Annotated in this window: 22 protein-coding genes and 1 other RNA gene; 18 read left to right on the top strand and 5 right to left on the bottom strand. The window is 62.7% G+C overall.

Annotated elements, in window-relative coordinates:
• The first annotated feature begins 66 nt into the window (after nt 1–66).
• Nucleotides 67–1,272, top strand: coding sequence for a multidrug effflux MFS transporter (locus AC0L17_RS18485; RefSeq protein ID WP_473516886.1), 1,206 nt, complete (start codon nt 67–69; stop codon nt 1,270–1,272).
• 147 nt (nt 1,273–1,419) lie between these two features.
• Here AC0L17_RS18485 and ssrA read toward each other — a convergent pair.
• Nucleotides 1,420–1,776, bottom strand: a transfer-messenger RNA (tmRNA) gene (ssrA, locus tag AC0L17_RS18490).
• A 171-nt stretch (nt 1,777–1,947) separates the two neighbouring features.
• Here ssrA and AC0L17_RS18495 point away from each other — a divergent pair.
• The 8 genes from AC0L17_RS18495 (at nt 1,948) to AC0L17_RS18530 (ending at nt 7,344) form a co-directional block, all read left to right on the top strand.
• On the top strand, nt 1,948–2,259 hold the full coding sequence (locus AC0L17_RS18495; protein ID WP_287071461.1) for a DUF2853 family protein: 312 nt from the start codon (nt 1,948–1,950) through the stop codon (nt 2,257–2,259).
• Nucleotides 2,260–2,458: 199 nt separating this feature from the next.
• Nucleotides 2,459–3,253 (top strand): thymidylate synthase, encoded by a 795-nt coding sequence (locus AC0L17_RS18500; RefSeq protein ID WP_473516887.1) that lies wholly within the window; start codon nt 2,459–2,461, stop codon nt 3,251–3,253.
• A 2-nt stretch (nt 3,254–3,255) separates the two neighbouring features.
• Nucleotides 3,256–3,669: a hypothetical protein gene (locus AC0L17_RS18505; protein WP_473516888.1), complete on the top strand. Its 414-nt coding sequence runs from the start codon at nt 3,256–3,258 to the stop codon at nt 3,667–3,669.
• Nucleotides 3,648–4,043: a hypothetical protein gene (locus AC0L17_RS18510; protein ID WP_473516889.1), complete on the top strand. Its 396-nt coding sequence runs from the start codon at nt 3,648–3,650 to the stop codon at nt 4,041–4,043. The genes AC0L17_RS18505 and AC0L17_RS18510 overlap by 22 nt, the downstream gene beginning before the upstream one ends.
• Before the next feature lie 250 nt (nt 4,044–4,293).
• Entirely contained in the window at nt 4,294–5,088 is a 795-nt protein-coding gene (gene modA / locus AC0L17_RS18515) for a molybdate ABC transporter substrate-binding protein (protein ID WP_473516890.1), read from the top strand.
• 13 nt (nt 5,089–5,101) lie between these two features.
• Nucleotides 5,102–5,806 carry a molybdate ABC transporter permease subunit gene (gene modB / locus AC0L17_RS18520; protein WP_473516891.1) on the top strand — a complete coding sequence of 235 codons (705 nt, stop codon included), beginning with the start codon at nt 5,102–5,104 and terminating at the stop codon, nt 5,804–5,806.
• Entirely contained in the window at nt 5,803–6,915 is a 1,113-nt protein-coding gene (gene modC, locus AC0L17_RS18525; protein WP_473516892.1) for a molybdenum ABC transporter ATP-binding protein, read from the top strand. The genes modB and modC overlap by 4 nt, the downstream gene beginning before the upstream one ends.
• Before the next feature lie 87 nt (nt 6,916–7,002).
• Nucleotides 7,003–7,344: a winged helix-turn-helix domain-containing protein gene (locus AC0L17_RS18530; RefSeq protein WP_023798788.1), complete on the top strand. Its 342-nt coding sequence runs from the start codon at nt 7,003–7,005 to the stop codon at nt 7,342–7,344.
• Nucleotides 7,345–7,370: 26 nt separating this feature from the next.
• Here AC0L17_RS18530 and cobF read toward each other — a convergent pair whose 3' ends face one another.
• A complete protein-coding gene (gene cobF, locus AC0L17_RS18535) occupies nt 7,371–8,144 on the bottom strand; it encodes a precorrin-6A synthase (deacetylating) (RefSeq protein ID WP_473516893.1) in 774 nt (257 codons plus the stop codon).
• Nucleotides 8,145–8,492: 348 nt separating this feature from the next.
• Here cobF and AC0L17_RS18540 point away from each other — a divergent pair, with 348 nt between their 5' ends.
• The 7 genes from AC0L17_RS18540 (at nt 8,493) to AC0L17_RS18570 (ending at nt 14,398) form a co-directional block, all read left to right on the top strand.
• Nucleotides 8,493–9,506, top strand: coding sequence for a DUF4424 domain-containing protein (locus AC0L17_RS18540; protein WP_473516894.1), 1,014 nt, complete (start codon nt 8,493–8,495; stop codon nt 9,504–9,506).
• The gene (locus tag AC0L17_RS18545; RefSeq protein ID WP_473516895.1) at nt 9,506–10,024 is read left to right on the top strand and encodes a dihydrofolate reductase; all 519 of its coding nucleotides are present in this window, start codon (nt 9,506–9,508) and stop codon (nt 10,022–10,024) included. Before AC0L17_RS18540 ends, AC0L17_RS18545 begins: the two co-directional genes overlap by 1 nt.
• A gap of 142 nt (nt 10,025–10,166) precedes the next feature.
• Nucleotides 10,167–11,273: an FtsH protease activity modulator HflK gene (gene hflK / locus AC0L17_RS18550; protein WP_473491179.1), complete on the top strand. Its 1,107-nt coding sequence runs from the start codon at nt 10,167–10,169 to the stop codon at nt 11,271–11,273.
• On the top strand, nt 11,273–12,241 hold the full coding sequence (hflC, locus tag AC0L17_RS18555; RefSeq protein ID WP_473509064.1) for a protease modulator HflC: 969 nt from the start codon (nt 11,273–11,275) through the stop codon (nt 12,239–12,241). Before hflK ends, hflC begins: the two co-directional genes overlap by 1 nt.
• Before the next feature lie 84 nt (nt 12,242–12,325).
• The gene (locus tag AC0L17_RS18560; protein ID WP_287056277.1) at nt 12,326–12,538 is read left to right on the top strand and encodes a DUF2065 domain-containing protein; all 213 of its coding nucleotides are present in this window, start codon (nt 12,326–12,328) and stop codon (nt 12,536–12,538) included.
• Between the two features lie 138 nt (nt 12,539–12,676).
• Nucleotides 12,677–14,191 (top strand): DegQ family serine endoprotease, encoded by a 1,515-nt coding sequence (locus AC0L17_RS18565; protein ID WP_473516896.1) that lies wholly within the window; start codon nt 12,677–12,679, stop codon nt 14,189–14,191.
• 54 nt (nt 14,192–14,245) lie between these two features.
• Nucleotides 14,246–14,398 (top strand): hypothetical protein, encoded by a 153-nt coding sequence (locus AC0L17_RS18570; RefSeq protein WP_473516897.1) that lies wholly within the window; start codon nt 14,246–14,248, stop codon nt 14,396–14,398.
• Between the two features lie 32 nt (nt 14,399–14,430).
• Here AC0L17_RS18570 and AC0L17_RS18575 read toward each other — a convergent pair whose 3' ends face one another.
• Both AC0L17_RS18575 and serB read right to left on the bottom strand, forming a co-directional pair.
• Nucleotides 14,431–14,994 (bottom strand): GNAT family N-acetyltransferase, encoded by a 564-nt coding sequence (locus AC0L17_RS18575; RefSeq protein ID WP_473516898.1) that lies wholly within the window; start codon nt 14,992–14,994, stop codon nt 14,431–14,433.
• The gene (gene serB / locus AC0L17_RS18580) at nt 14,991–15,878 is read right to left on the bottom strand and encodes a phosphoserine phosphatase SerB (protein WP_473516899.1); all 888 of its coding nucleotides are present in this window, start codon (nt 15,876–15,878) and stop codon (nt 14,991–14,993) included. Before serB ends, AC0L17_RS18575 begins: the two co-directional genes overlap by 4 nt.
• Between serB and miaA the strand changes: the two genes are divergently transcribed.
• Nucleotides 15,868–16,860, top strand: coding sequence for a tRNA (adenosine(37)-N6)-dimethylallyltransferase MiaA (miaA, locus tag AC0L17_RS18585; RefSeq protein WP_473516927.1), 993 nt, complete (start codon nt 15,868–15,870; stop codon nt 16,858–16,860). The genes serB and miaA overlap by 11 nt on opposite strands.
• Nucleotides 16,861–16,963: 103 nt before the next feature.
• The gene (locus AC0L17_RS18590; RefSeq protein WP_473516900.1) at nt 16,964–17,755 is read left to right on the top strand and encodes a GGDEF domain-containing protein; all 792 of its coding nucleotides are present in this window, start codon (nt 16,964–16,966) and stop codon (nt 17,753–17,755) included.
• Nucleotides 17,756–17,971: 216 nt separating this feature from the next.
• Here the strand turns inward: AC0L17_RS18590 and AC0L17_RS18595 are convergent, their stop codons facing one another.
• Nucleotides 17,972–19,810: an ATP-binding protein gene (locus AC0L17_RS18595; RefSeq protein ID WP_473516928.1), complete on the bottom strand. Its 1,839-nt coding sequence runs from the start codon at nt 19,808–19,810 to the stop codon at nt 17,972–17,974.
• Between the last annotated feature and the right edge of the window lie 8 nt (nt 19,811–19,818).

Here is a 19,818-nt window from a genome sequence, read left to right on the forward strand (position 1 = left end):
CCACGGGATGGGACGTCCCAGGATTACACGCCGGTCGGCAAACCAGATTGAAAGAAGCCCGCTATCATGAATCCCCAATTCCTCCGCATCGCGGTTGTGCTCGGCCTGTTGTCGGCCATCGGTCCGTTCGCCATCGACATGTATCTTCCGGCGCTGCCTTCGATCGGCGCAGATCTGCAGGCCAGCACCGCAGCCGTGCAGATGAGCTTGCTGATCTTCTTTCTGTCCATGGGTTTTGGCCAGATCGTCGTCGGACCGATCTCCGACATGGTCGGGCGCAAGCTGCCGCTCTATGGCGGCCTCGCCCTGTTCATGGTCGGCGGCATCGGCTCGGCGCTGGCGCCCTCGGTCGAATGGCTGATCGCCTTCCGTTTCCTGCAAGGGCTCGGCGCCAGTGCAGGCATGGCGGTGCCGCGCGCCATCGTGCGTGACCTGCACACCGGCACCGAAGCTGCCAAGCTGATGTCGCTCCTGATGCTGGTGTTTTCGGTGTCGCCGATCCTGGCGCCGCTGACCGGCAGCGTCATTATCGAGAATTTCGGCTGGCGTGCCGTGTTCTGGACGGTAACGGGTGGGGCGGTGCTCGCCACCATCCTGCTGGCGACCTCGCTGAAGGAGACGCGGCCGGTCGAGGCGCGTGCAGGCAGTTCGTTCGGCACCGCGCTATCGGCCTACCGCTTCCTGATGGGCGACCGCAACTTCCTTGGCCTGGCGGCCATCGGCGGCTTCGGGCTGGCGAGCTTCTTCGTCTATCTGTCGAGTTCCTCCTTCATCCTGATAGAACACTACGGGCTGTCGCCGTCGGTCTACAGCGTGTTCTTCTCGATCAACGCGGTCGCCTTCATCGGCATGTCGCAATTGACAGGAACGCTGTCCGAAAGGTTCGGGCTGAGGCGGGTGGTGCGGGTCGCGGTGGTCGGCTATGCGACGACGATGGTCGTGCTGTTCGCGGTGATGGCGTCCGGCGTCGACCGGCTCGACGTCATGGCGGCGCTGCTGTTCGTCGGCTACGGGTTCCTCGGCCTGGTGATCCCTGCGACTTCGGTGCTGGCCATGGAGGAGCATGGCGCGATCGCCGGCACGGCCTCGGCGCTGATGGGCACCCTGCACTTCGCCATCGGCGCGGTCGCCATGGGCATCGCCGGGGTGTTCTTCGACGGCACGCCGCTGCCTATGGTGGCCGGCATCATGCTTTGCGCGGTGATCTCGTTCACGCTGGCCAAGGTGACGCTCGGCCGCGGACGGCAAGTTGTCGAAGCGCCGGCAGAATAGATGCTTTCCAGTGAGAGCAATGAAAAGGCCGGGTCAGTCCCGGCCTTTTTCACCTCTGGGCGCGGCCGCGCGGCCAGCAAGCCTGCTGCCGTCACAGTATCGAGGTGAGATGGGGATCGGAGGGAAAGTTGGAATCGAAGCAGGAGAAGTGGAGGTTTCTGTTGCCAGGTACCTCCGAACCCCGCCTAGAAGTGCGAACCACTAGGGCTTGATTTGAAGCTATCGCACCGCTTACGCGGCGAGACGTGCTTCCGCATAGTTGTCGTTGGCAACTATAAGTTCAGCCCGATAACGGTGGTACAATGCCGGGCAAAAGTACGATCTTTACACCTTCGTCGATCCTATTTCGCCCCCAGCAAAAGCCGCTCTTCGCAGAGCGGTTTTTGGTGGAGGCGCCGGGTACCGCCCCCGGGTCCGAACGGCTTATTTCATCGCCTGTTTATCGCCATAGTCGGTCGAGCCGACGAAACAGATATAGGGACCGATCGTGAAAAATGAAAGGCCTCAATGATGCTTTGTCCGCTGTCTCAAACAGCATCGCCAAAGGCTTGACTTGTCAACGCTCTCAACCGAAGCTTTGCGGCGGTGAGGAGTTACCGACTAGCGCACATTTTGCGGCAGCGCGCCACAACCCTCATCGACTGGATCCCGTGGCGCCGACGAGGGGAAAATTCGATGGCCGATTATCTCGCAGACGTGAAGAAGTACGACGCCGCGGCGGATGCCGACGCGGTCGCCAAGGTCGTGAAGCATTTGGGCATTGCGCTCAGGAATCGGGATTCCTCGCTGGTCTCCTGCACGGATCCCGACGAACTCGGTCGCGTCAAGGCCAGCTGGGTTGCCAAAAAGCTCGGCGTCGACGACGGTAGCAAGGCGGACGCGGCCATCGAAAAGACCTGCAAGGCGATGGAGGCCGATAACACCAAGAGCCGGGTGACCTTTTATTACCTGGTCGCCAAGGAGTTGGGCAAGCTCGCCAGCCTCTGAGGATCGCATGTCAATTTGCGGATGCTGACGCGGGCAGCTCTTTCTCCCCGTCACTATACGGGGAGAAATGCCCGGCAGGGCAATGAGGGGCGGCGCAAACGACCGGTAAGAGAAAGCGACTCTGGTGCCGTTTTGACATATTCGGCCGGCAGCCAGTCGGTTATGATTGCCTAACCCGAATCGAGCCCCCGAATCGCCGATGCGCCAATATCTCGACCTCTTGAAGCACGTGCTGGAAAACGGCGCCGATCGCGGTGACCGCACCGGCACCGGAACGCGCTCGGTGTTCGGCTACCAGATGCGCTTCGACCTCGCGCGCGGCTTTCCGGTCACCACCACCAAGAAGCTTCACCTGAAGTCGATCGTGCATGAACTTCTGTGGTTCCTGGCCGGCGACACCAATATCAAATATCTCAACGACCACGGCGTCTCGATCTGGGACGAATGGGCCGACGAGAATGGCGACCTCGGCCCGGTCTACGGCAAGCAATGGCGCGCCTGGCCGGACGGCCATGGCGGCGCCATCGACCAGATTGCCAATCTCTTGAAGGAGATACGCAAGAATCCTAATTCCAGACGGCTGATCGTTTCGGCGTGGAACCCGGCCGAAGTGGAAGCCATGGCGCTGCCGCCCTGTCATTGCCTGTTCCAGTTCTATGTCTCGGAAGGCAGGCTCTCCTGCCAGCTCTACCAGCGTTCCGCCGATATTTTTCTCGGCGTGCCGTTCAACATCGCTTCCTATGCGCTGCTCACCATGATGGTGGCGCAGGTCATGGGGCTGAAGCCCGGCGATTTCGTCCATACGCTGGGCGATGCGCATCTTTATGCAAACCATTTCGAGCAGGCGCGCGAACAGTTGCAGCGCACGCCCAAGGCGCTGCCGACGCTATGGATCAATCCGGAGGTGAAGGACCTTTTTGCCTTCCGCTTCGAAGATTTCCGGCTGGAAAATTACCTCGCCGATGCGACCATCAAGGCGCCGATCGCGGTGTGACATTGGAAAGAGCGACGCTCCAGGCGATTGCAACTGCCAAACTGCGCGATGCTGAATTTCTGTTTCAGAACGAGCGCTTTTCGAATGCATATTATCTTTTTGGCTATGCCGCGGAGATCGCCATCAAGTCGCGAATTTCACGAGTTTTTCGGCCGGATACGATTCCCGACAAGAAGTTCGTCCAAGACATTTACAGCCACGATCTCAATAAGCTCGTAGCGTTGGCTGGTTTGTTTGCGGAGCTTGCCGAAAGCCGCGCCGCGTCGCCGGTCTTTGACGGTCATTGGTCGGCGGTCTCAGATTGGAATGAGGCCTCGCGTTACGATATGATAGATATATTCGAGGCGACGGCCATGCGGAATGCTATGGTGGACGAAGAACAAGGAATATTCAGATGGCTTCAGGAGCGCTGGTAAGGGCCGATATCGATGCCGGCATCAATTTGATTCGTGCTCTTGACGAAAAGAAATTTGGGGTTGCGGCTGCACTCTGGTTGTACAACAGCGATGTCGAGAATTGGCGTATGGTCATCGCCTATCGCGGTGCGCGAAAGGACCTTGAGAAGAAATACCTCGATGCGGCAACCATCGCTGCGGATTGGCGCAAGGCGCGTCCAGATGAGCCGATTTTGGATCTTAGCAAGGTGAAGATCACGTCGGCGGACGACCGGCTGATAACCGGCCTAGGCACCGCTATGCGCGTGGATGGTCTGGGAGAAGTGCGATTCTCACATAACACCATAGATGGCATCTATGTTGAGGACGCCCTAATTCATAGGCTTGCTGCCTGACTCTCGCAAACTAGAGCAGCTTTCAGTGCACCATGATGTCCGATGCCTTCACCCACGCCATTGGCTTGCAGCGCTGTGGCGACCGCTATTTATCGTGAGTGGTGGCGGCTACACGCAATACCACTGGCGGGTCCATTCACTGGGCCATTATCCAGGCTAAGTCTGGCAAAAAAACTTCTCTTGTTATATTCAGGCGGATATATCGACTGGCAGGGTCGCGCCGATCGGTTTCAAGCCCCGGGAGAGTTTCATGCTGGTGCGCAAGGGTTTCGGACTGAAGGCGGCCGCCATTGGCGGTCTTGCGATATTGATCGCCGCCATGCCGGTTGCCCATGCCGATGACAGGCTGATCGTCTTTGCCGCCGCAAGCATGAAGAACGCACTGGATGCAGTGAACATCGCCTGCGCCGCCGATGTCGGCGAGGCGGCGACCATTTCCTATGCGGCAAGCTCCGCATTGGCCAAGCAGATCGAGGGCGGCGCGCCGGCCGATGTCTTCATCTCGGCCGACCGCGACTGGATGAACTATCTCACTGACAAGAAGCTGATCAAGCCGGGTTCCGAGGTGAAATTGCTCGGCAACCAGATCGTGCTGGTGGCGCCGAAGGATTCGACGGTCGAAACCAGGATCGAAAAGGGTTTTGATCTTGCCGGGCTGATCGGTGACGGCAGGCTTGCCATGGGCGATTTCAAGGCGGTGCCGGCCGGCAAATATGGCAAGGCGGCGCTTGTATCGCTTGGCGTCTGGTCCTCGATCGAAGACAAGTTGGCGCAGGCCGAGAACGTGCGTGCCGCGCTCAAGCTGGTCTCCACAGGTGAGGCAGCGCTCGGCCTCGTCTACGCCACCGACGCGCATGCCGAGCCCGGCGTCAAAGTGATCGGCACCTTCCCGCAGGATTCGTACCCGCCGATCGTCTACCCGGTTGCCCAGATCGCGGATTCGAAGGACACCCATGCGTCGGCATTCCTAAAGTGCCTGCAATCCGCCAAGGCAGGCGACCTCTTCGAGGCGCAAGGTTTTACGGTCCTCACGCCGAGCAACTGAGGCACGCCAAAAGATGGATTGGTTGCTGGACCTCACTCCCGACGAATGGAACGCGGTCCGGCTGTCGATCAAGGTGGCGACAGTGGCGATGGTCGCCAGCCTGCCGCCCGGCATATTGATCGCGCTTGTGCTTGCCCGTGGCCAATTCTGGGGCAAGACGCTGCTCAACGGGCTGGTGCATCTGCCGTTGATCCTGCCGCCGGTGGTTATCGGCTATCTGCTGCTGCTCTCCTTCGGCAGGCGCGGCCCGGTCGGGGCGTTTCTGGCCGAGCATCTCGGCATTGTCTTCTCCTTTCGCTGGACGGGTGCCGCATTGGCCTGCGCTGTCATGGGCTTTCCCCTGATGGTGCGGGCGATCCGGTTGTCGATCGAGGCGGTCGACCGCAGAATCGAGGCGGCGGCCGGGACGCTTGGCGCCAATCCGTTGTGGGTGTTCGGGACGATCACGCTGCCGCTGATCCTGCCCGGCCTGATTACCGGCGCGATCCTGTCTTTCGCCAAGGCGATGGGCGAATTCGGCGCAACGATCACTTTCGTTTCCAACATCCCCAACCAGACGCAGACGCTGCCGTCGGCGATCTACACGTTCACGCAGGTGCCGGGCGGCGATGCCGGCGCGCTCAGGCTGACGCTGATCTCGATCGTCATCTCGATGGCAGCACTTGTCGCATCGGAGGTGCTGGCGCGGCGCGTCGGCAGGCGGATGGACATCGAATGACGGTTGTGGTCGACATCAGCCATCGGCTCGGCGACTTTGAGGTCGACGCCCGCTTCGAGAGCGCCGGGCGGCTGACCGCGCTGTTCGGGCCCTCGGGCTCCGGCAAGACGACGCTGATCAACATGATTGCCGGCCTGATCCGGCCGGACAAGGGGCGGATCGAGGCCGACGGCCGCGTGCTGGTCGATACGGATGCGGGTCGGTTCGTGCCCAAGCACAAGCGCCGCGTCGGCATGGTGTTCCAGGACGCGCGGCTGTTTCCGCATATGAGCGTGGCCAGCAATCTGCGCTACGGCCGCTGGTTCACGCCGACGGCCGAACGCTATGCGGACATCAATGCGGTGGTCGACCTTCTCGGCATCGGTGCTTTGCTCAACCGGCGGCCGGCAAAGCTTTCCGGCGGCGAGAAACAGCGCGTGGCGATCGGCCGGGCGCTGCTCGCCAGCCCGAAACTGTTGCTGATGGACGAGCCGCTGGCTTCGCTCGACGAGGCCCGCAAGGCAGAAATCCTGCCTTACATCGAGCGGCTGCGCGACGAGACGAAAATCCCGATCGTCTATGTCAGCCATTCGATTTCAGAGGTCGCGCGGCTGGCAAGCGACGTCGTTGTGCTGGCGCAAGGCAAAGTCGCTGCTTGCGGCCCGACCGGGGCGATCATGCAGCGGCTCGACCTGTTGCCGGCGGAGGAGCGCGGCGAGGGCGGCGCCGTGCTGGATACCGCGGTGCTGCGCCACGACAATGTCTTTGGCATGACCGTGCTCGGCTCGGTGGCGGGCGAGATCCGCGTGCCGCTTCTGGCGGTGCCGGTCGGTGCGCCGATGCGCATTCGCATCCGTGCCCGCGATGTGATGATCGCCACCGAACAGCCGACGGGTCTCAGCGCGCTCAACATCTTGCAGGGCACGATCGTGACGATGGCGCCGGGCGAGGGTCCCGCAGTCGAGATCGGCATCGACTGCCATGGCGCAACCGTGCTTGCCCGGATCACCGAGCAATCGCGACAGACGCTGAAACTCCGGCCTGGTCGAGAGGTCTACGCGGTGGTCAAGACGGTTAGCTTCGACCCGGCGAACATGAGCGCCGGCCTGCCAGTCGAGGCGGATGGATGACCCGCGGATGATCGTCGCTATATCATTTTGGAATAGCGGTAGCGCCGGAGAGCTTCTAGGATGGATGGCGGGACTGCGGAGGAGAGAATGCCGTCGCTGAGCTTGCGGATAAACCTCGATCCAGAAGGGCGCATCGGCCCGGGCAAGATCGAGCTTCTGGAGCAGATCGCCGCTTTCGGCTCGATCTCGGCGGCCGCGCGCGGCATGGAAATGTCGTACAAACACGCATGGGATCTGGTCGAGGACATGAACCGGGTGTTCGGCAAGCCGCTGGTCGCGGCGCAGACCGGTGGCAAAAAGGGCGGCGGCGCCCAGTTGACGCCGGCGGGGCTTGCGGTGGTCAGCCGCTTTCGCGCCATCGAACGGGCTGCGGCTTCCGCGGCGGCGGCGCATCTGGAAGCATTACAGGCGGAGATCGATGCCGGGTGAGGCGGTGGAACCTGTATCGGCGGAGCCTACTCCTCCGGCTCGCCGGGCTTGCGCAGCAGATAAGTGTCCATGATCCAGCCTTTTTTCCGACGCGCCTCGCCGCGGGTCCTGACGATCTCGTCGCCGACGTCGCCAAGGCGGCCGGAAATGAGGATCTCGTCGGGCGTGCCGAGATAAGCGCCCCAGTGGATAAGGAGGTCATTGTCGTCCAGCGTGTTGAAGGCGCATTTTCCGTCCAGCATGACGACGGTGCTGCCGGCATTGTCGGGCAAACCTTCCTCGGTGAGCCGGCGGCCGGTGGTGATCTGAACCGCATCGCCGATGCGGTTCAGCGCCATCTTGTGGCTGGCGGCGAGCGCCTGGACGGCAGTGATGCCGGGGATCACCTCGAGCTCGAACGCGACATTGCCTCTCATGCGCACCCGCTCCAGGATGCGCAGCGCGCTGTCGTAGAGCGAGGGATCGCCCCAGATCAGGAACCCACCGCAGCCATCTTGCGAAAGCTCGTCGCGGATCAGGCTTTCATAGATCGCGGCGATCGCCTCGTGCCAGTCATCGACGGCCGAGCGATAGGAGGGCGCTGGCTCGGCCCGCACCGGCACGTCGAATTCGACCCGGCGCGAGTTTGGATTGGTGACGAATCGATCGCAGATCTGGCGGCGCAGCTCTGCGAGATCGTTCTTTTTTGCGCCCTTGTCGGGAATGAACAGCGCGTCGGCGCGGTTCAGGCCGTCGACCGCCTGCACGGTCATGTGGTCGGGATTGCCGGCGCCGATGCCGATGACGAGAAGCTTGCGCATGGGCGATCTCCTGCCCGATCGGAACGTCGCTGTCCAGACTGGCCCGGCAGGTCGGCATGGCATGTGGGCAAGCGCGGAAGGGCTTTGAAACTCCACATTGAAACGGCTAGAGCGGCGCGCGTCTACTTGGACGCGCAAAGTACGCTCTAGCACCTTGGATCGTCGCATCGTGCTTTCCGAAAATCGATTCCGATTTTCGGGCCGATGCGATAGAGCGACGCGCGTCCACTTGGACGCGCAAAGTACGCTCTAGCACCTTTAATCGTCGCATCGTGCTTTCCGAAAATCGATTCCGATTTTCGGGCCGATGCGATAGAGTCATAGCGGCATCTCGCCCAGGGAGCTTCCATGTTCCGTTATGTCCTGACCGCCGCGCTGGCGCTTTCGGCCACGCCCGTGTTCGCCAATGATTCGATCGCCGAATTGGGGACGGGCGGCCTGATCCTGTCGCGCAGCGACGCGGTCGCCATGGAGAGCGAGGACCTCTACATCTCACCGGAAAAGGTGACGGTCGATTATGTCTTCCGCAACATCACAGACAAGGATGTCGACGCGATCGTCGCCTTTCCGATGCCTGACATCGAAGGCGATCCGAACGAAATGCCGGCAATTCCCGACGGCCAGAGCGACAATTTCCTCGGCTTCGAGGTGACCATAGACGGCGTGGCGGCAAAGCCGCAGCTCGAGCAGAAGGCATTTGCGCTCGGCATCGACATCAGTGCCGATCTCGAGTCGCAGAACGTGCCGTTCTACCCGTTCGGCGATGCGGCCAGCGCGGCATTGGCGAAGCTGCCGCGAGCGGTTGCCGACGACTGGGTCGACCGCGGCCTCATCATCGAGGACACCGCCGACGACGGGTCGGGCATGAGAACCGTCCATGTGCCGTTCTGGCAATTGCGCTCGACCTATTGGTGGCGCTCGACCTTTCCAGCCAACAAGGCAGTTCGCGTCGCCCATCGCTACAAGCCCAGCGTCGGCGGCACCTCCTCGGTCAGCTTCTTCTATGACGGCCAGTTCCAGGGCCAATACGCCGCCTACAAGACCCGTTACTGCATGGACGGCACGTTCGAGAATGCGATTCGCAAGGCGGCGAAGGGCAATCCCGACGGCACTCCGAGATATTTCGAAAACCGCATCGCCTATGTCCTGACCACTGGCGGCAACTGGGCGACGGGCTCGATCGGCAAGTTCAAGCTGACCGTCGACAAGGGCGATCCGAAGAACTTGGTCTCGTTCTGTGGCGAAAACGTCAGGAAAGTCGGGCCGACGCGTTTCGAGATGACGGCAGAGAATTTCTACCCTGAGCACGACATCGACATATTGCTGCTGGCACCTTCGGGCGATGGCGGGAGCGGCGGCTGATGGACGTCGCGATCTATGTCGCCATGGCCGAGAACGGTGTGATCGGGCGCGATGGCGGTTTGCCGTGGCGGCTTTCCAGCGATCTCAAGCGGTTCAAGGCCGACACGATGGGCAAGCCTGTCATCATGGGTCGCAAGACCTATGAAGGCATCGGCCGGCCTCTGCCCGGCAGGCTCAATATCGTGGTGACCCGCGACACGGCCTGGCGCGCCGAGGGCGTCGAAACCGCGCATTCGCTCGACGAGGCGATCCGCCTGGCCAAGGTGCGCGGGCGCTGCATGGCCGGCGCCGACGAAATCTGCATCATCGGCGGCGGCGAGATCTATGCCCAGGCGCTGCCGCTGGCCGACCGCTTGCATGTCACCCATGTCCTTGCCGCGGTCGACGGCGACGCGCATTTCCCGCCGATCGACCCGGATTTGTGGCGCATCGGCCTGTCGCAGGACGTTCCGGCCGGTGAAAAGGATAGTCATGCGACACGCTATTCGGTTTACGAGCGACGCCGCGACGTGCATTGAGAGACGGTAAAGGGTCGCGACGGTCCAAAACGGGCGGTGACGACGACCGATCGCGTTGAAAGCGCGCCGTCGCATCCCTATAGAAGAACAACACCGGATTTTGCGTCGTCAGGCCGGCGCATGAGGGAGCGAAAGGACATTTATGCCCTGGAATGACAAAAGTGGCGGCGGCGGCCCATGGGGCGGCGGCAACAATCCAGGACCCTGGGGGCAGGGACCAAAGGGGCCTAGCGGTCCGCAGGGCTCGCCTCCCGATCTCGAAGACATCATCCGGCGCGGCCAGGACAGGTTGCGGCGTGCTTTGCCGGGTGGCGCTGGCGCCAGCCCAGCCGTGTTCGGATTGATCGCGGCGGCGCTTTTAGCGCTGTGGGCGTTCAAGGCGGTCTATACCGTGCAGCCCGACGAGGTTGCGGTCGAACTCAGATTCGGCGTGCCAAAGGCAGAGTTCTCCCAGCCCGGCCTGCATTTCCATTGGTGGCCCATCGAGACGGTCGAGACGGCCGTCATTGCCGAACAACTCGTCAACATCGGCGGCGGCACGGCCTCCGGCAACGGTTCAGGGCTGATGCTTTCGGGCGACCAGAACATCGTCAACGTCCAGTTCTCGGTGGCCTATCAGGTCTCCGATCCGAGGGCCTATCTGTTCGACGTGTCCGATCCCGACGGCATGCTGCGCCAGGTCGCCGAAAGCGCCATGCGCGAAGCGGTCGGCCGGCGGCCGGCGCAGGACATCTTCCGCGACGATCGCGAGGGCATTGCAGCGTCCGTGCGCGAAATCATCCAGACGACGCTGGACGGCTACAAGGCCGGCCTGAACGTCAACGCGATTTCGATCGAGGATGCCGCACCGCCGCGCGAAGTGGCCGACGCCTTTGACGAGGTGCAGCGCGCCGAACAGGACGAGGACAAGTTCGTCGAGCAGGCCAACCAGTATTCCAACCAGAAGCTCGGCCAGGCGCGCGGCGAGGCCGCACAGATCCGCGAGGAGGCGGCCGGCTACAAGAACCGGGTCGTGCAGGAGGCCGAAGGCGAGGCGCAGCGCTTCATCTCGGTCTATGACGAATACGCCAAGGCGCCGGATGTGACGCGCCAGCGGCTTTATCTGGAAACGATGGAGAGGGTTCTGAAGGATTCCAGCAAGGTCATTATCGAGCAAGGCAGCGGACCAGGGGTCGTTCCCTATCTGCCGCTGCCGGCATTGCAGCAGAAGGCGCCGGCGCCGGCGCCGGTGCTGGGAGGAAACCAGTGATGGCCAACCGTCTTCCCATCATCGCCGTCATCGCCGCGGTCGTCCTGTTCCTGCTCTATTCGTCGGTCTTCGTTGTCAATGCGCGCCAGCAGGCACTGGTGCTCAGGTTCGGCGAGATCGTCGACGTCAAGAGCCAGCCGGGCATCTATTTCAAGGCGCCGTTCGCCTTCTTCGATGCCGATAGCGTGCAGTTGATCGAAAACAGGGTGCTGCGCTTCGACCTCGACAACATCCGCGTCCAGGTTTCGGGCGGCAAGTTTTATGAGGTCGACGCCTTCATCGCCTATCGGATCTCGGATCCGCGCGTGTTTCGCTCCGCGGTGTCCGGCCAGATCGAGCTGGCCGAGGCACGCTTGAGGACGCGTCTCGACGCCGCCTTGCGCCGTGTCTACGGTCTGCGCGACTTCGAGGCGGCGCTCTCGGAAGAGCGAGCCGTGATGATGCGCGAAGTGCGCGATCAGCTGAGGCCCGACGCCACGTCGCTCGGCCTGCAGATCGAGGATGTCCGCATTCGCCGGACCGATTTGACGGCGGAAGTCTCGCAACAGACATATGACCGCATGAAGGCTGAGCGTCTGGCCGAAGCCGAGCGGCTGCGGGCGCGCGGCAACGAGGCGGCGCAGCGCATCAGGGCGCGTGCCGACCGCGAAGTGGTGGAGATCGTCGCCGAGGCACGCAGAGAGTCTGAAATCCTGCGCGGTGAAGGTGAAGCTCAACGCAGCGCCACCTTCGCGAATGCCTACCAGCGCGATCCAGCCTTCTTCGACTTTTACCGGTCGATGAATGCCTACGGCACGGCGCTGAACAGTACCGGGACGACGATGGTGCTGTCGCCGAATTCGGACTTCTTCCGTTTCTTCCGCAATCCCGCCGGCGCGGACACGCCGGCTGCACCGGCAGCGCCTGGGCCAGCAGCTGTGCCCCGTGCACCCGCTGCACCGACAGCGCAGCCAGGCACCGGCCAGTAACGGCCGGTGCAGGACTTTCTGGCGGCAATAGGCCTGGTTCTCGCGCATGACCCCGAAAATCGGAATCGATTTTCGGAAAGGATCATGCGCCAAATCAAAGTGCTACAGCGTCCTTTGCGCGTCCAAAAGGACGCGCGGCGCTGTAGTGTCGAGGGCCTGGTCTATGGCGGCTTTCCCGGCCTCGCCAAGAAACTTGCCGGCGAAGTTCTGTCGATGCCGGAAAATACGCTGCGGGTCGCCGGGCTGATTGCAATCGCCGTTGGTGTCGGCCTGGTCTGGCTAGTGCGGGGTGGATGACGATGATTTCGGGATAACGGAGGATTTATCCTCCGCCGATAGCCATAGCCGCAAACGTGCCGTATTTCTTGCCAACATGGCTCGACGCAGCGTTTTCGGCGAGCGCCTTTCTTCTCAGAGACACCGGGAGACTTCTCGATGACATCCAACAGCTTTTTGCGCGCGGCGAGGCGGACGTTGACCGCGGGTGCTGCAGCACTTCTTATCGGCGCCGCTACCGTCCCGTCGCTGGTGATGCCCGCGGCCGCCGACGACGGCCCGGCTTCGGTCGCCGATCTGGCGCAGGGCCTGCTCGGCGCCGTGGTCAATATATCGACCTCGCAGAGGGTGAAGGGCACGGAGGGCCCGGGCGCGGTGCCGATGCCGCAGCTTCCAGAGGGCTCGCCCTTCCAGGACTTCTTCGACGATTTCTTCAAGAACCGTCCCGGCGAACAGGGCAATCCCTCGCAAAAGGTGCAGTCGCTGGGCTCAGGCTTCGTGGTCGACGCCGAGCAAGGCATCGTGGTGACGAATAACCACGTGATCGCCGATGCCGACGACATCGAGGTGAATTTCTCCGACGGCGTGACGCTGAAGGCGACGCTGGTCGGTACCGACACCAAGACCGACGTGGCGGTGCTGAAGGTCGATCCGAAAGGGCACAAGCTGACGGCGGTGAAATTCGGCGATTCCAGCAAGATGCGCGTCGGTGACTGGGTGATGGCGATCGGCAATCCGTTCGGCCTCGGCGGCACCGTGACGGTCGGCATCGTCTCGGCCCGCAACCGCGACATCAATTCCGGCCCCTATGACGATTTCATCCAGACCGATGCCGCGATCAACCGCGGCAATTCCGGCGGGCCGCTGTTCAACAGCGCCGGCGAGGTGATCGGCATCAACACGGCGATCATCTCGCCGTCCGGCGGCTCGATCGGCATCGGCTTTTCCATTCCCTCGCAGCTGGCGTTGGGCGTCGTCGACCAGCTCCGCCAGTTCGGCGAGACGCGGCGCGGCTGGCTCGGTGTGCGCATCCAGCCGGTGACGGACGACATTGCCGAGAGCCTCGGCATGGCGACCGCCAAGGGCGCACTGGTCGCCGGCGTCATCAAGGGCGGGCCTGTCGACAACGGCACCATCCTGGCGGGCGACGTCATCATCAAGTTCGACGGCAGGGACGTCAATGAAATGCGCGACCTGCCGCGCGTCGTCGCGGAGAGCACGGTCGGCAAGGCTGTCGACGTGGTCATCGTGCGCAAGGGCGTCGAGCAGACCGTGAAGGTGACGCTTGGCCGGCTCGAAGATGGCGAAAAGCTTGCCAGCGGCGAGAACGGCAATACCGACAAGGACACTGGCGACGAGGCGCCTGCCGTCCCGACGGCGTCCGTGCTCGGCATGACCGTTGGCGACCTCAACGACGAGACGCGGACGAAATTCGGCATTGCTGCCGAAGTCTCCGGCGTCGTCATCACCGACGTCGCCAAGGATTCGGCCGCTGCCGAACGCGGCATCCAGGCCGGCGAGGTGATCACTGAGATCGCGCAGGAATCGGTCGCCACGCCCAAGGATGTCATGGACCGGATTGCTGCGCTGAAGGAGCAGGGACGCAAGAATGCGCTGCTGATGCTGGCGTCGAAGAGCGGCGAATTGCGGTTTGTGACGATCCGGATGGACTGAGTCCCGGAGGCGCGTGCTGATGGTGTGTCGCTGAACCAGTGGATCGCGTCGGCCGTGTCGCAAAAGGTTGGAGCCGTCGAGACAGCGGCCGATTTCCTGCGCCGACGGGCTGGTGATGCATCGGGCGACGATTTCGCGAAAGTGCTCGATCGGGTCGACGCAAAACCGCCGCAGCCCGGCGACGAGCTTCCGTTTGACAAGCGGTGATCAGGGTCGGCGCTGATCAGGGCCGGCACTGATCAGCGTCGGTTTTTCTGCCAATCCTTGGCTGTCAGCCTGTAGAACACATGCCGCTTGAGCCTGGCGTGGCTGTCCGGAATGCCGGGGTGGTCGAAATCGCTGGTCGGGTCGGCGGTCATGCCCAGGCGTTCCATGACGGCGGTGGACCGGCTGTTGTCCTTCACGGCGAAGGATACGATTTTCTCGAGGCCAAGCGTTTCGAAGCCATAGGCGAGCCATGCTTCGGCTGCCTCGGTGACATAGCCATGGCCCCAGAATTCGGGCGCCAGCCGCCAGCCGATCTCGACGGTGCCGGCCGGCAGGAACGGCAAATGATCGGTGTCGAGGAGGCCGACGAAGCCGATGCATTGGCGCGTTTCAATTATCTCGGCGGCAGCGAAACCGTAGCCATCCTCGGCAATCCAGGCGCGGAACTCGTCCATCTTGGCGTCGGCCTGCGCGCGGTCGCGGCGAAACGGAAAGAACTCCATGACGCGCTCGTCGGAGTTGATGCGGTGGAAGAGGTCGCGGTCGCGATCCTCCCAGTTGCGCAGGATCAGGTGCTCGGTGCGGATTGGCGTCACTCCACAAACTCCTCCCGCCGGTAGCCCTGCAGATAGAGAAGCGCCGTCAGGTCGCCATGGTCGACGCGGAATTTTGCCTCCGCCGCCACGACCTGCTTGGCATGAAGCGCCACACCGGTGCCGGCAAGGCGGATCATGTCGAGGTCGTTGGCGCCATCGCCGACAGCAATGGCGTCGGCGGTCGTCAGCCCGAGGCGCGCCGAAATCTCGAGCAGCGCATCGGCTTTGGCGGCGCGCCCCAGGATCGGCTCGGCGACCAGCCCGGTGAAGCGGCCATCCTGCTCGATCAGGCGGTTGGCGCGATTCTCCTGAAAGCCGAGCATGGCGCCGATGCGTGCGGTGAAGACGTTGAAGCCACCCGACACGAGTGCAGTCCAAGCGCCGTTGGCCCGCATGGTCTGGACAAGCGCGCGGCCACCGGAAGCCAGCGTCAGGCGATTGGCGATGATGCGGTCGACCACGGCAGTGTCGAGGCCTTTCAGCAGCGCCACCCGCTCGCGCAAGGCCGGCTCGAAAGCGATCTCGCCATTCATCGATCGCGCCGTGATGGCGGCGACGTAATCCTTGACGCCGATCTCGTCGGCGAGTTCGTCGATGCACTCCTGGTCGATAACGGTCGAATCCATATCGGCGATAAGGATTTTCTTCCGCCTTGCCTCGGGCCGCTGAACGATCACGTCAACCGGTTCGGATGCAAGCACGGCGCGCAGGCTGGCGGTCGTTTCAGCGGCTTCGGCCGTCTCGGGCAGGGCGAATTCACAGGCGATGCCTTCGGCCAGCCAGCGAACAGTGCTTGCGCCGACCGACCGCGACGCCATATTCGCAAGCGCCGGCGACAATGCGCGACCGGCGGGATGGGATACAAGCGTGGCGATCAGCGGCATCGAAAATTCCGACGGGCAGGCGGGCGAGGGCCGCGTTAAGAACGCGATCCTGATAGCCGGGCCGACCGCCAGCGGCAAGTCCGCCCTTGCGCTCGCCCTCGCCGGGCGCAACGGCGGCGTCATCGTCAACACCGATTCGATGCAGGTCTATTCGGTGCTCGACGTGCTGACGGCGCGGCCGACTGCTGCCGAACTCGCTCGCGTCCCGCATTTCCTTTACGGGCATGTCCATCCCTCCACCGCCTATTCCACCGGCGCCTGGCTGCGCGACGTGATGAAGCTCATCGACGACGGTACGCTCTTCGAACGGCCGGTCGGCACGTTCTTCGAACGGCCGGTGATTTTCGTCGGCGGTACCGGGCTCTACTTCCGCGCGCTTGCGGAAGGCATTTCGGAAATGCCTGACATTCCGCAGCCGATCCGTGATCGCTGGCGCTACGAGCTCCAGGAGCAGGGCGCAGCCAAGCTGCACCGCATCCTGCTGCGCGAGGATTCCGCGGCCGGCATGATGCTGAAGCCGACCGACGGCCAGCGCATCGTGCGGGCGCTGGAGGTGCTCGATGCATCGGGCCGTTCCATCCTGGAATGGCAGGCGGCGCGCGGCCGTCCACTGATCGACAGAGCCAGCACGCGCTTCTTTGTGATCGAGCCGGACCGAGCGGAGCTGGTGGAGCGGATCGAGGCGCGGTTCGATCGCATGCTGGAGAAGGGCGCCCTCGACGAGGTCAGGCAGATCACCGACCTTGGCCTCGATCCCGACTTGCCGGCGATGAAAGCCATCGGCGTTCGCGAACTCCAGGTCGCAATGGCCGGCGAGCTGAGTTTTCCCGAAGCGATCGAGCGCGCGAAGATCGCGACGCGACAGTATGCCAAGCGCCAGACGACCTGGTTCAGGCATCAGTTGGGTCCGGAATGGCTGAGATTGCGCCTTGGTGATCGTGTGGTATCCACGATCTTGGACGCCTTTTCGAGTGCAACCTGAAAAGTTGACTTTAGGGGAAGACCTCCCGTTGAAGTTGTCCTAGTTAACCCTCCGTAAGGCCGTCGATGCCATAACGTCTTTGGGGTTTTGCAACGGGGAGCAGATGCGTTTTCACAAGGCGGAATCAGCCTTTTTCGTCTTCATCTTCGTGATCCTGGCCGCCGGCCTGGTGACGCTTCACGCCTATGGGCTTCTGCAGGCGCTCGCGGCGGAGATCACTACCCCTGCCGGGATTGAGAAGACCACTTATCTCAACAAGCTGTTGTTTGGGACCGGCGTCCTTTTGGCGACTGCCCTGTTCTTCGGAATTTTCTTCATCTACCCGCTGATCCGCAAGCAGGCGACGGAAGAAGGCAAGCTGCGCGCCATGACGGTTTCGCTCAGCGCCCGTTCGGAAACGCTGGAGCATGCGGCGCTGACCGACGGCCTGACCGGCATGCAGAACCGGCGTTATTTCGACGATGCACTGAAGGAATATCTCGAGGAATTCCGTCGCATCGACAAGCCGGTCGGGCTGATGATCCTTGATCTCGACCATTTCAAGCAGGTCAACGACACCCACGGCCATGATGTCGGTGACCAGGTGTTGCGGGCGGTCGCCAGTTGTCTCAAGGACATGACGCGTTATCACGACGTGGCAGCGCGCCTGGGTGGCGAGGAGTTCGCGGTGGTCACGCCCAACATGGACGCCGAACTTCTGTCCAGGTTCGCCGAGCGCATCCGCAAGGCGATCGCCAACATGTCGATACTGTCGGGCAATGTCCGGCTGAAGATCACCACCAGCGTCGGCCTTGCGATCTGGGATCGCAAGGAAACCGCCGAAGAGTTCTATCGCCGCGCCGACCGCCAGCTCTACGAGGCCAAGAGGCAAGGCCGCAACCGCGTCTGCGCCTGAAATCCCGGAGAAGAATTCATGAGGCCGGCCGACTGACGCAGCTTTCTCGACTTTCGGTGCTCATGGACTCAAATGTCCACTCCGCGCCGGGTTCTCGAAAGCCACGTCATTCGATCCGGCCTGATGAATTCCCTTCCGGGATTTGCGCTGGTTTCCTAGGGTGACATAGTTTTAACTTTGGAAGCGCCTTAGCCTCACAGGCTAAAGCCGCCCGGCTCAATCGTTCTGCGAGCGCAGGCCGAAGGTTGCGGGTTTCAGGCCATAACGCATGTCGAAATCGTCGTCCGGCTGGGCGCGTGCGACCGTCGGGGCGGGCGGCTTGCGGTAGTCGGGATCGCCGGCCTGCCGGCTCGAATCGACGACTTCGGCGAAGGCCATCGCCTGCTGCGGTTTTGGAACGTTGCGAAGCCTTTCGACGATCGCCACCAGATCGACATCATGGCCAAGCTCGGACGGCAAGGCTTCCTCGCGCTTGGCTGTGCCCGGGATCAGGCCATCGGACAGTTTTTCGAATTTCATTCGCATGGTCGTTGCCACGCCTTCGCCAAAGGCGATGGCTTCGCGCTGGCCCATCGAAGACAGGAATGCCAATGTCGAGGCCGAGGAATCGGCGATCGCCGAGCGGATGATCGCCTGGTCCTGCTCGTTGGCGAGCCGCATCGCAAAAAAGGTCGAGCACTGCGACAGGATGGTGGGGTCGAGTTCGCCCGGGCGCTGGGTGACGATGCCGAGATAGCAACCATATTTGCGGCCTTCCTTGGCGATGCGCGACAGCGCGTGCCGGGTCGGCGCGAAACCAAGGCGCGGATCGGCCGGCATGTAGCGGTGCGCTTCCTCGCACAGCAAGAGCAGCCGCAGCCGGCCTTCGCTCCACAGCGCCAGGTCGAAGGCCAGACGCGCCAGCACCGAGCAGACGGAATTGACCACTTCCGAAGGCATGCCTGCCATCTCGAAGCAGGTCACCGGGCGGCCGTGATGCGGCACGCGGAAGATGTTGCCGATCGTCTCGTGGATGGTGTCCTCGATCAGCCGCGAGTTGAACATGAAGCGGTAGCGCGGATCGGAGGCTGCCGATTCGATGCGCGTCTTCAGCGATTTGAGGGTGGGGCGGTCGTTCTTGCTTTCCAGCAGTCCCATGCGCTCGTCGATCTGCTTGATGAGATCGACAATGCGATAGGGCACCGGCGTGTCCGCGGTCAGCGCATCGCTGCCGCGCCTGAGATACGTGCCCGAATTCGGGTTGCGATAAAGGTTTTTGGCCGCGGGAATAAGATCGCGCAAGGCGTCCACCTCTTCCGGCACGATCTCTCGACCGCGGAACAGCACTTCGGCAAACTCCTCGAGCTTGAACATCCAGAAGGGCAGGTCCAGCGTCGCCGAATCGACCCTGACGCAGTGCTCTGGCAAAGACGCGGCGAATTCGTTGTGCGGATCGAGGATGAGAACGCGCAGGTCGGGTCGAGCGGCGATCGACTTGCGCAAGAGCAGCGAGACGGCGGTGGATTTGCCGACGCCGGTGGTGCCGACAATGGCGAAATGGCGCGCCAGCGTGTCGTCGATAGCGATGTTGGCGTCGATCTCCTCATCCTGTGACAGCGTGCCGATGGTGATCGAGTGACGGCCGGCCAGGTCATAGACCGCCTGCAGGTCGCGGCTGCGGATGCGGTGGGCAATGGCGCCGATATGCGGATAGGTGGTGATACCGCGGTCGAAAACCGGTTTGGCGCCGGGCTCGGCGCCGTCGCGCACCTCGCCGATGAGCTCGATACTGACCTCGATCGGGTTCTGGCCCTCATCGTGCCAGGCGCGATCCGACTTGCCGACCGCGTAGACCAGCCCGACGGTTCGCGTGTTGCCAAGGTTGATGGAGATCATCTTGCCGACGCTCCAATGGCCGGTGACCGTGCCTAGGATATCGGCGGCATGGGCGCTGATGGTGGCGCGCGCGCCGTCGCACTGGACGACATTGCCCAGAACGCGCTTGTCGCTCTGCTCCGCCTTGCGGCGCTCCTGCAATGCCGGCTCTCCAACGGAGGCGTCGCGGTCGACGAACATGGACAGGC

Source organism: Mesorhizobium sp. WSM4829 (genome assembly GCF_055811475.1).

Coding starts and splice junctions, on each gene's coding strand:
- AC0L17_RS18485 (WP_473516886.1), top strand. CDS start 67: ATGAATCCCCAATTCCTCCGCATCGCGGTTGTGCTCGGCCTGTTGTCG.
- AC0L17_RS18495 (WP_287071461.1), top strand. CDS start 1,948: ATGGCCGATTATCTCGCAGACGTGAAGAAGTACGACGCCGCGGCGGAT.
- AC0L17_RS18500 (WP_473516887.1), top strand. CDS start 2,459: ATGCGCCAATATCTCGACCTCTTGAAGCACGTGCTGGAAAACGGCGCC.
- AC0L17_RS18510 (WP_473516889.1), top strand. CDS start 3,648: ATGGCTTCAGGAGCGCTGGTAAGGGCCGATATCGATGCCGGCATCAAT.
- modA (WP_473516890.1), top strand. CDS start 4,294: ATGCTGGTGCGCAAGGGTTTCGGACTGAAGGCGGCCGCCATTGGCGGT.
- modB (WP_473516891.1), top strand. CDS start 5,102: ATGGATTGGTTGCTGGACCTCACTCCCGACGAATGGAACGCGGTCCGG.
- modC (WP_473516892.1), top strand. CDS start 5,803: ATGACGGTTGTGGTCGACATCAGCCATCGGCTCGGCGACTTTGAGGTC.
- AC0L17_RS18530 (WP_023798788.1), top strand. CDS start 7,003: ATGCCGTCGCTGAGCTTGCGGATAAACCTCGATCCAGAAGGGCGCATC.
- cobF (WP_473516893.1), bottom strand. CDS start 8,144: ATGCGCAAGCTTCTCGTCATCGGCATCGGCGCCGGCAATCCCGACCAC.
- AC0L17_RS18540 (WP_473516894.1), top strand. CDS start 8,493: ATGTTCCGTTATGTCCTGACCGCCGCGCTGGCGCTTTCGGCCACGCCC.
- AC0L17_RS18545 (WP_473516895.1), top strand. CDS start 9,506: ATGGACGTCGCGATCTATGTCGCCATGGCCGAGAACGGTGTGATCGGG.
- hflK (WP_473491179.1), top strand. CDS start 10,167: ATGCCCTGGAATGACAAAAGTGGCGGCGGCGGCCCATGGGGCGGCGGC.
- hflC (WP_473509064.1), top strand. CDS start 11,273: ATGGCCAACCGTCTTCCCATCATCGCCGTCATCGCCGCGGTCGTCCTG.
- AC0L17_RS18560 (WP_287056277.1), top strand. CDS start 12,326: ATGCGCCAAATCAAAGTGCTACAGCGTCCTTTGCGCGTCCAAAAGGAC.
- AC0L17_RS18565 (WP_473516896.1), top strand. CDS start 12,677: ATGACATCCAACAGCTTTTTGCGCGCGGCGAGGCGGACGTTGACCGCG.
- serB (WP_473516899.1), bottom strand. CDS start 15,878: ATGCCGCTGATCGCCACGCTTGTATCCCATCCCGCCGGTCGCGCATTG.
- AC0L17_RS18590 (WP_473516900.1), top strand. CDS start 16,964: ATGCGTTTTCACAAGGCGGAATCAGCCTTTTTCGTCTTCATCTTCGTG.
- AC0L17_RS18595 (WP_473516928.1), bottom strand. CDS start 19,810: ATGTTCGTCGACCGCGACGCCTCCGTTGGAGAGCCGGCATTGCAGGAG.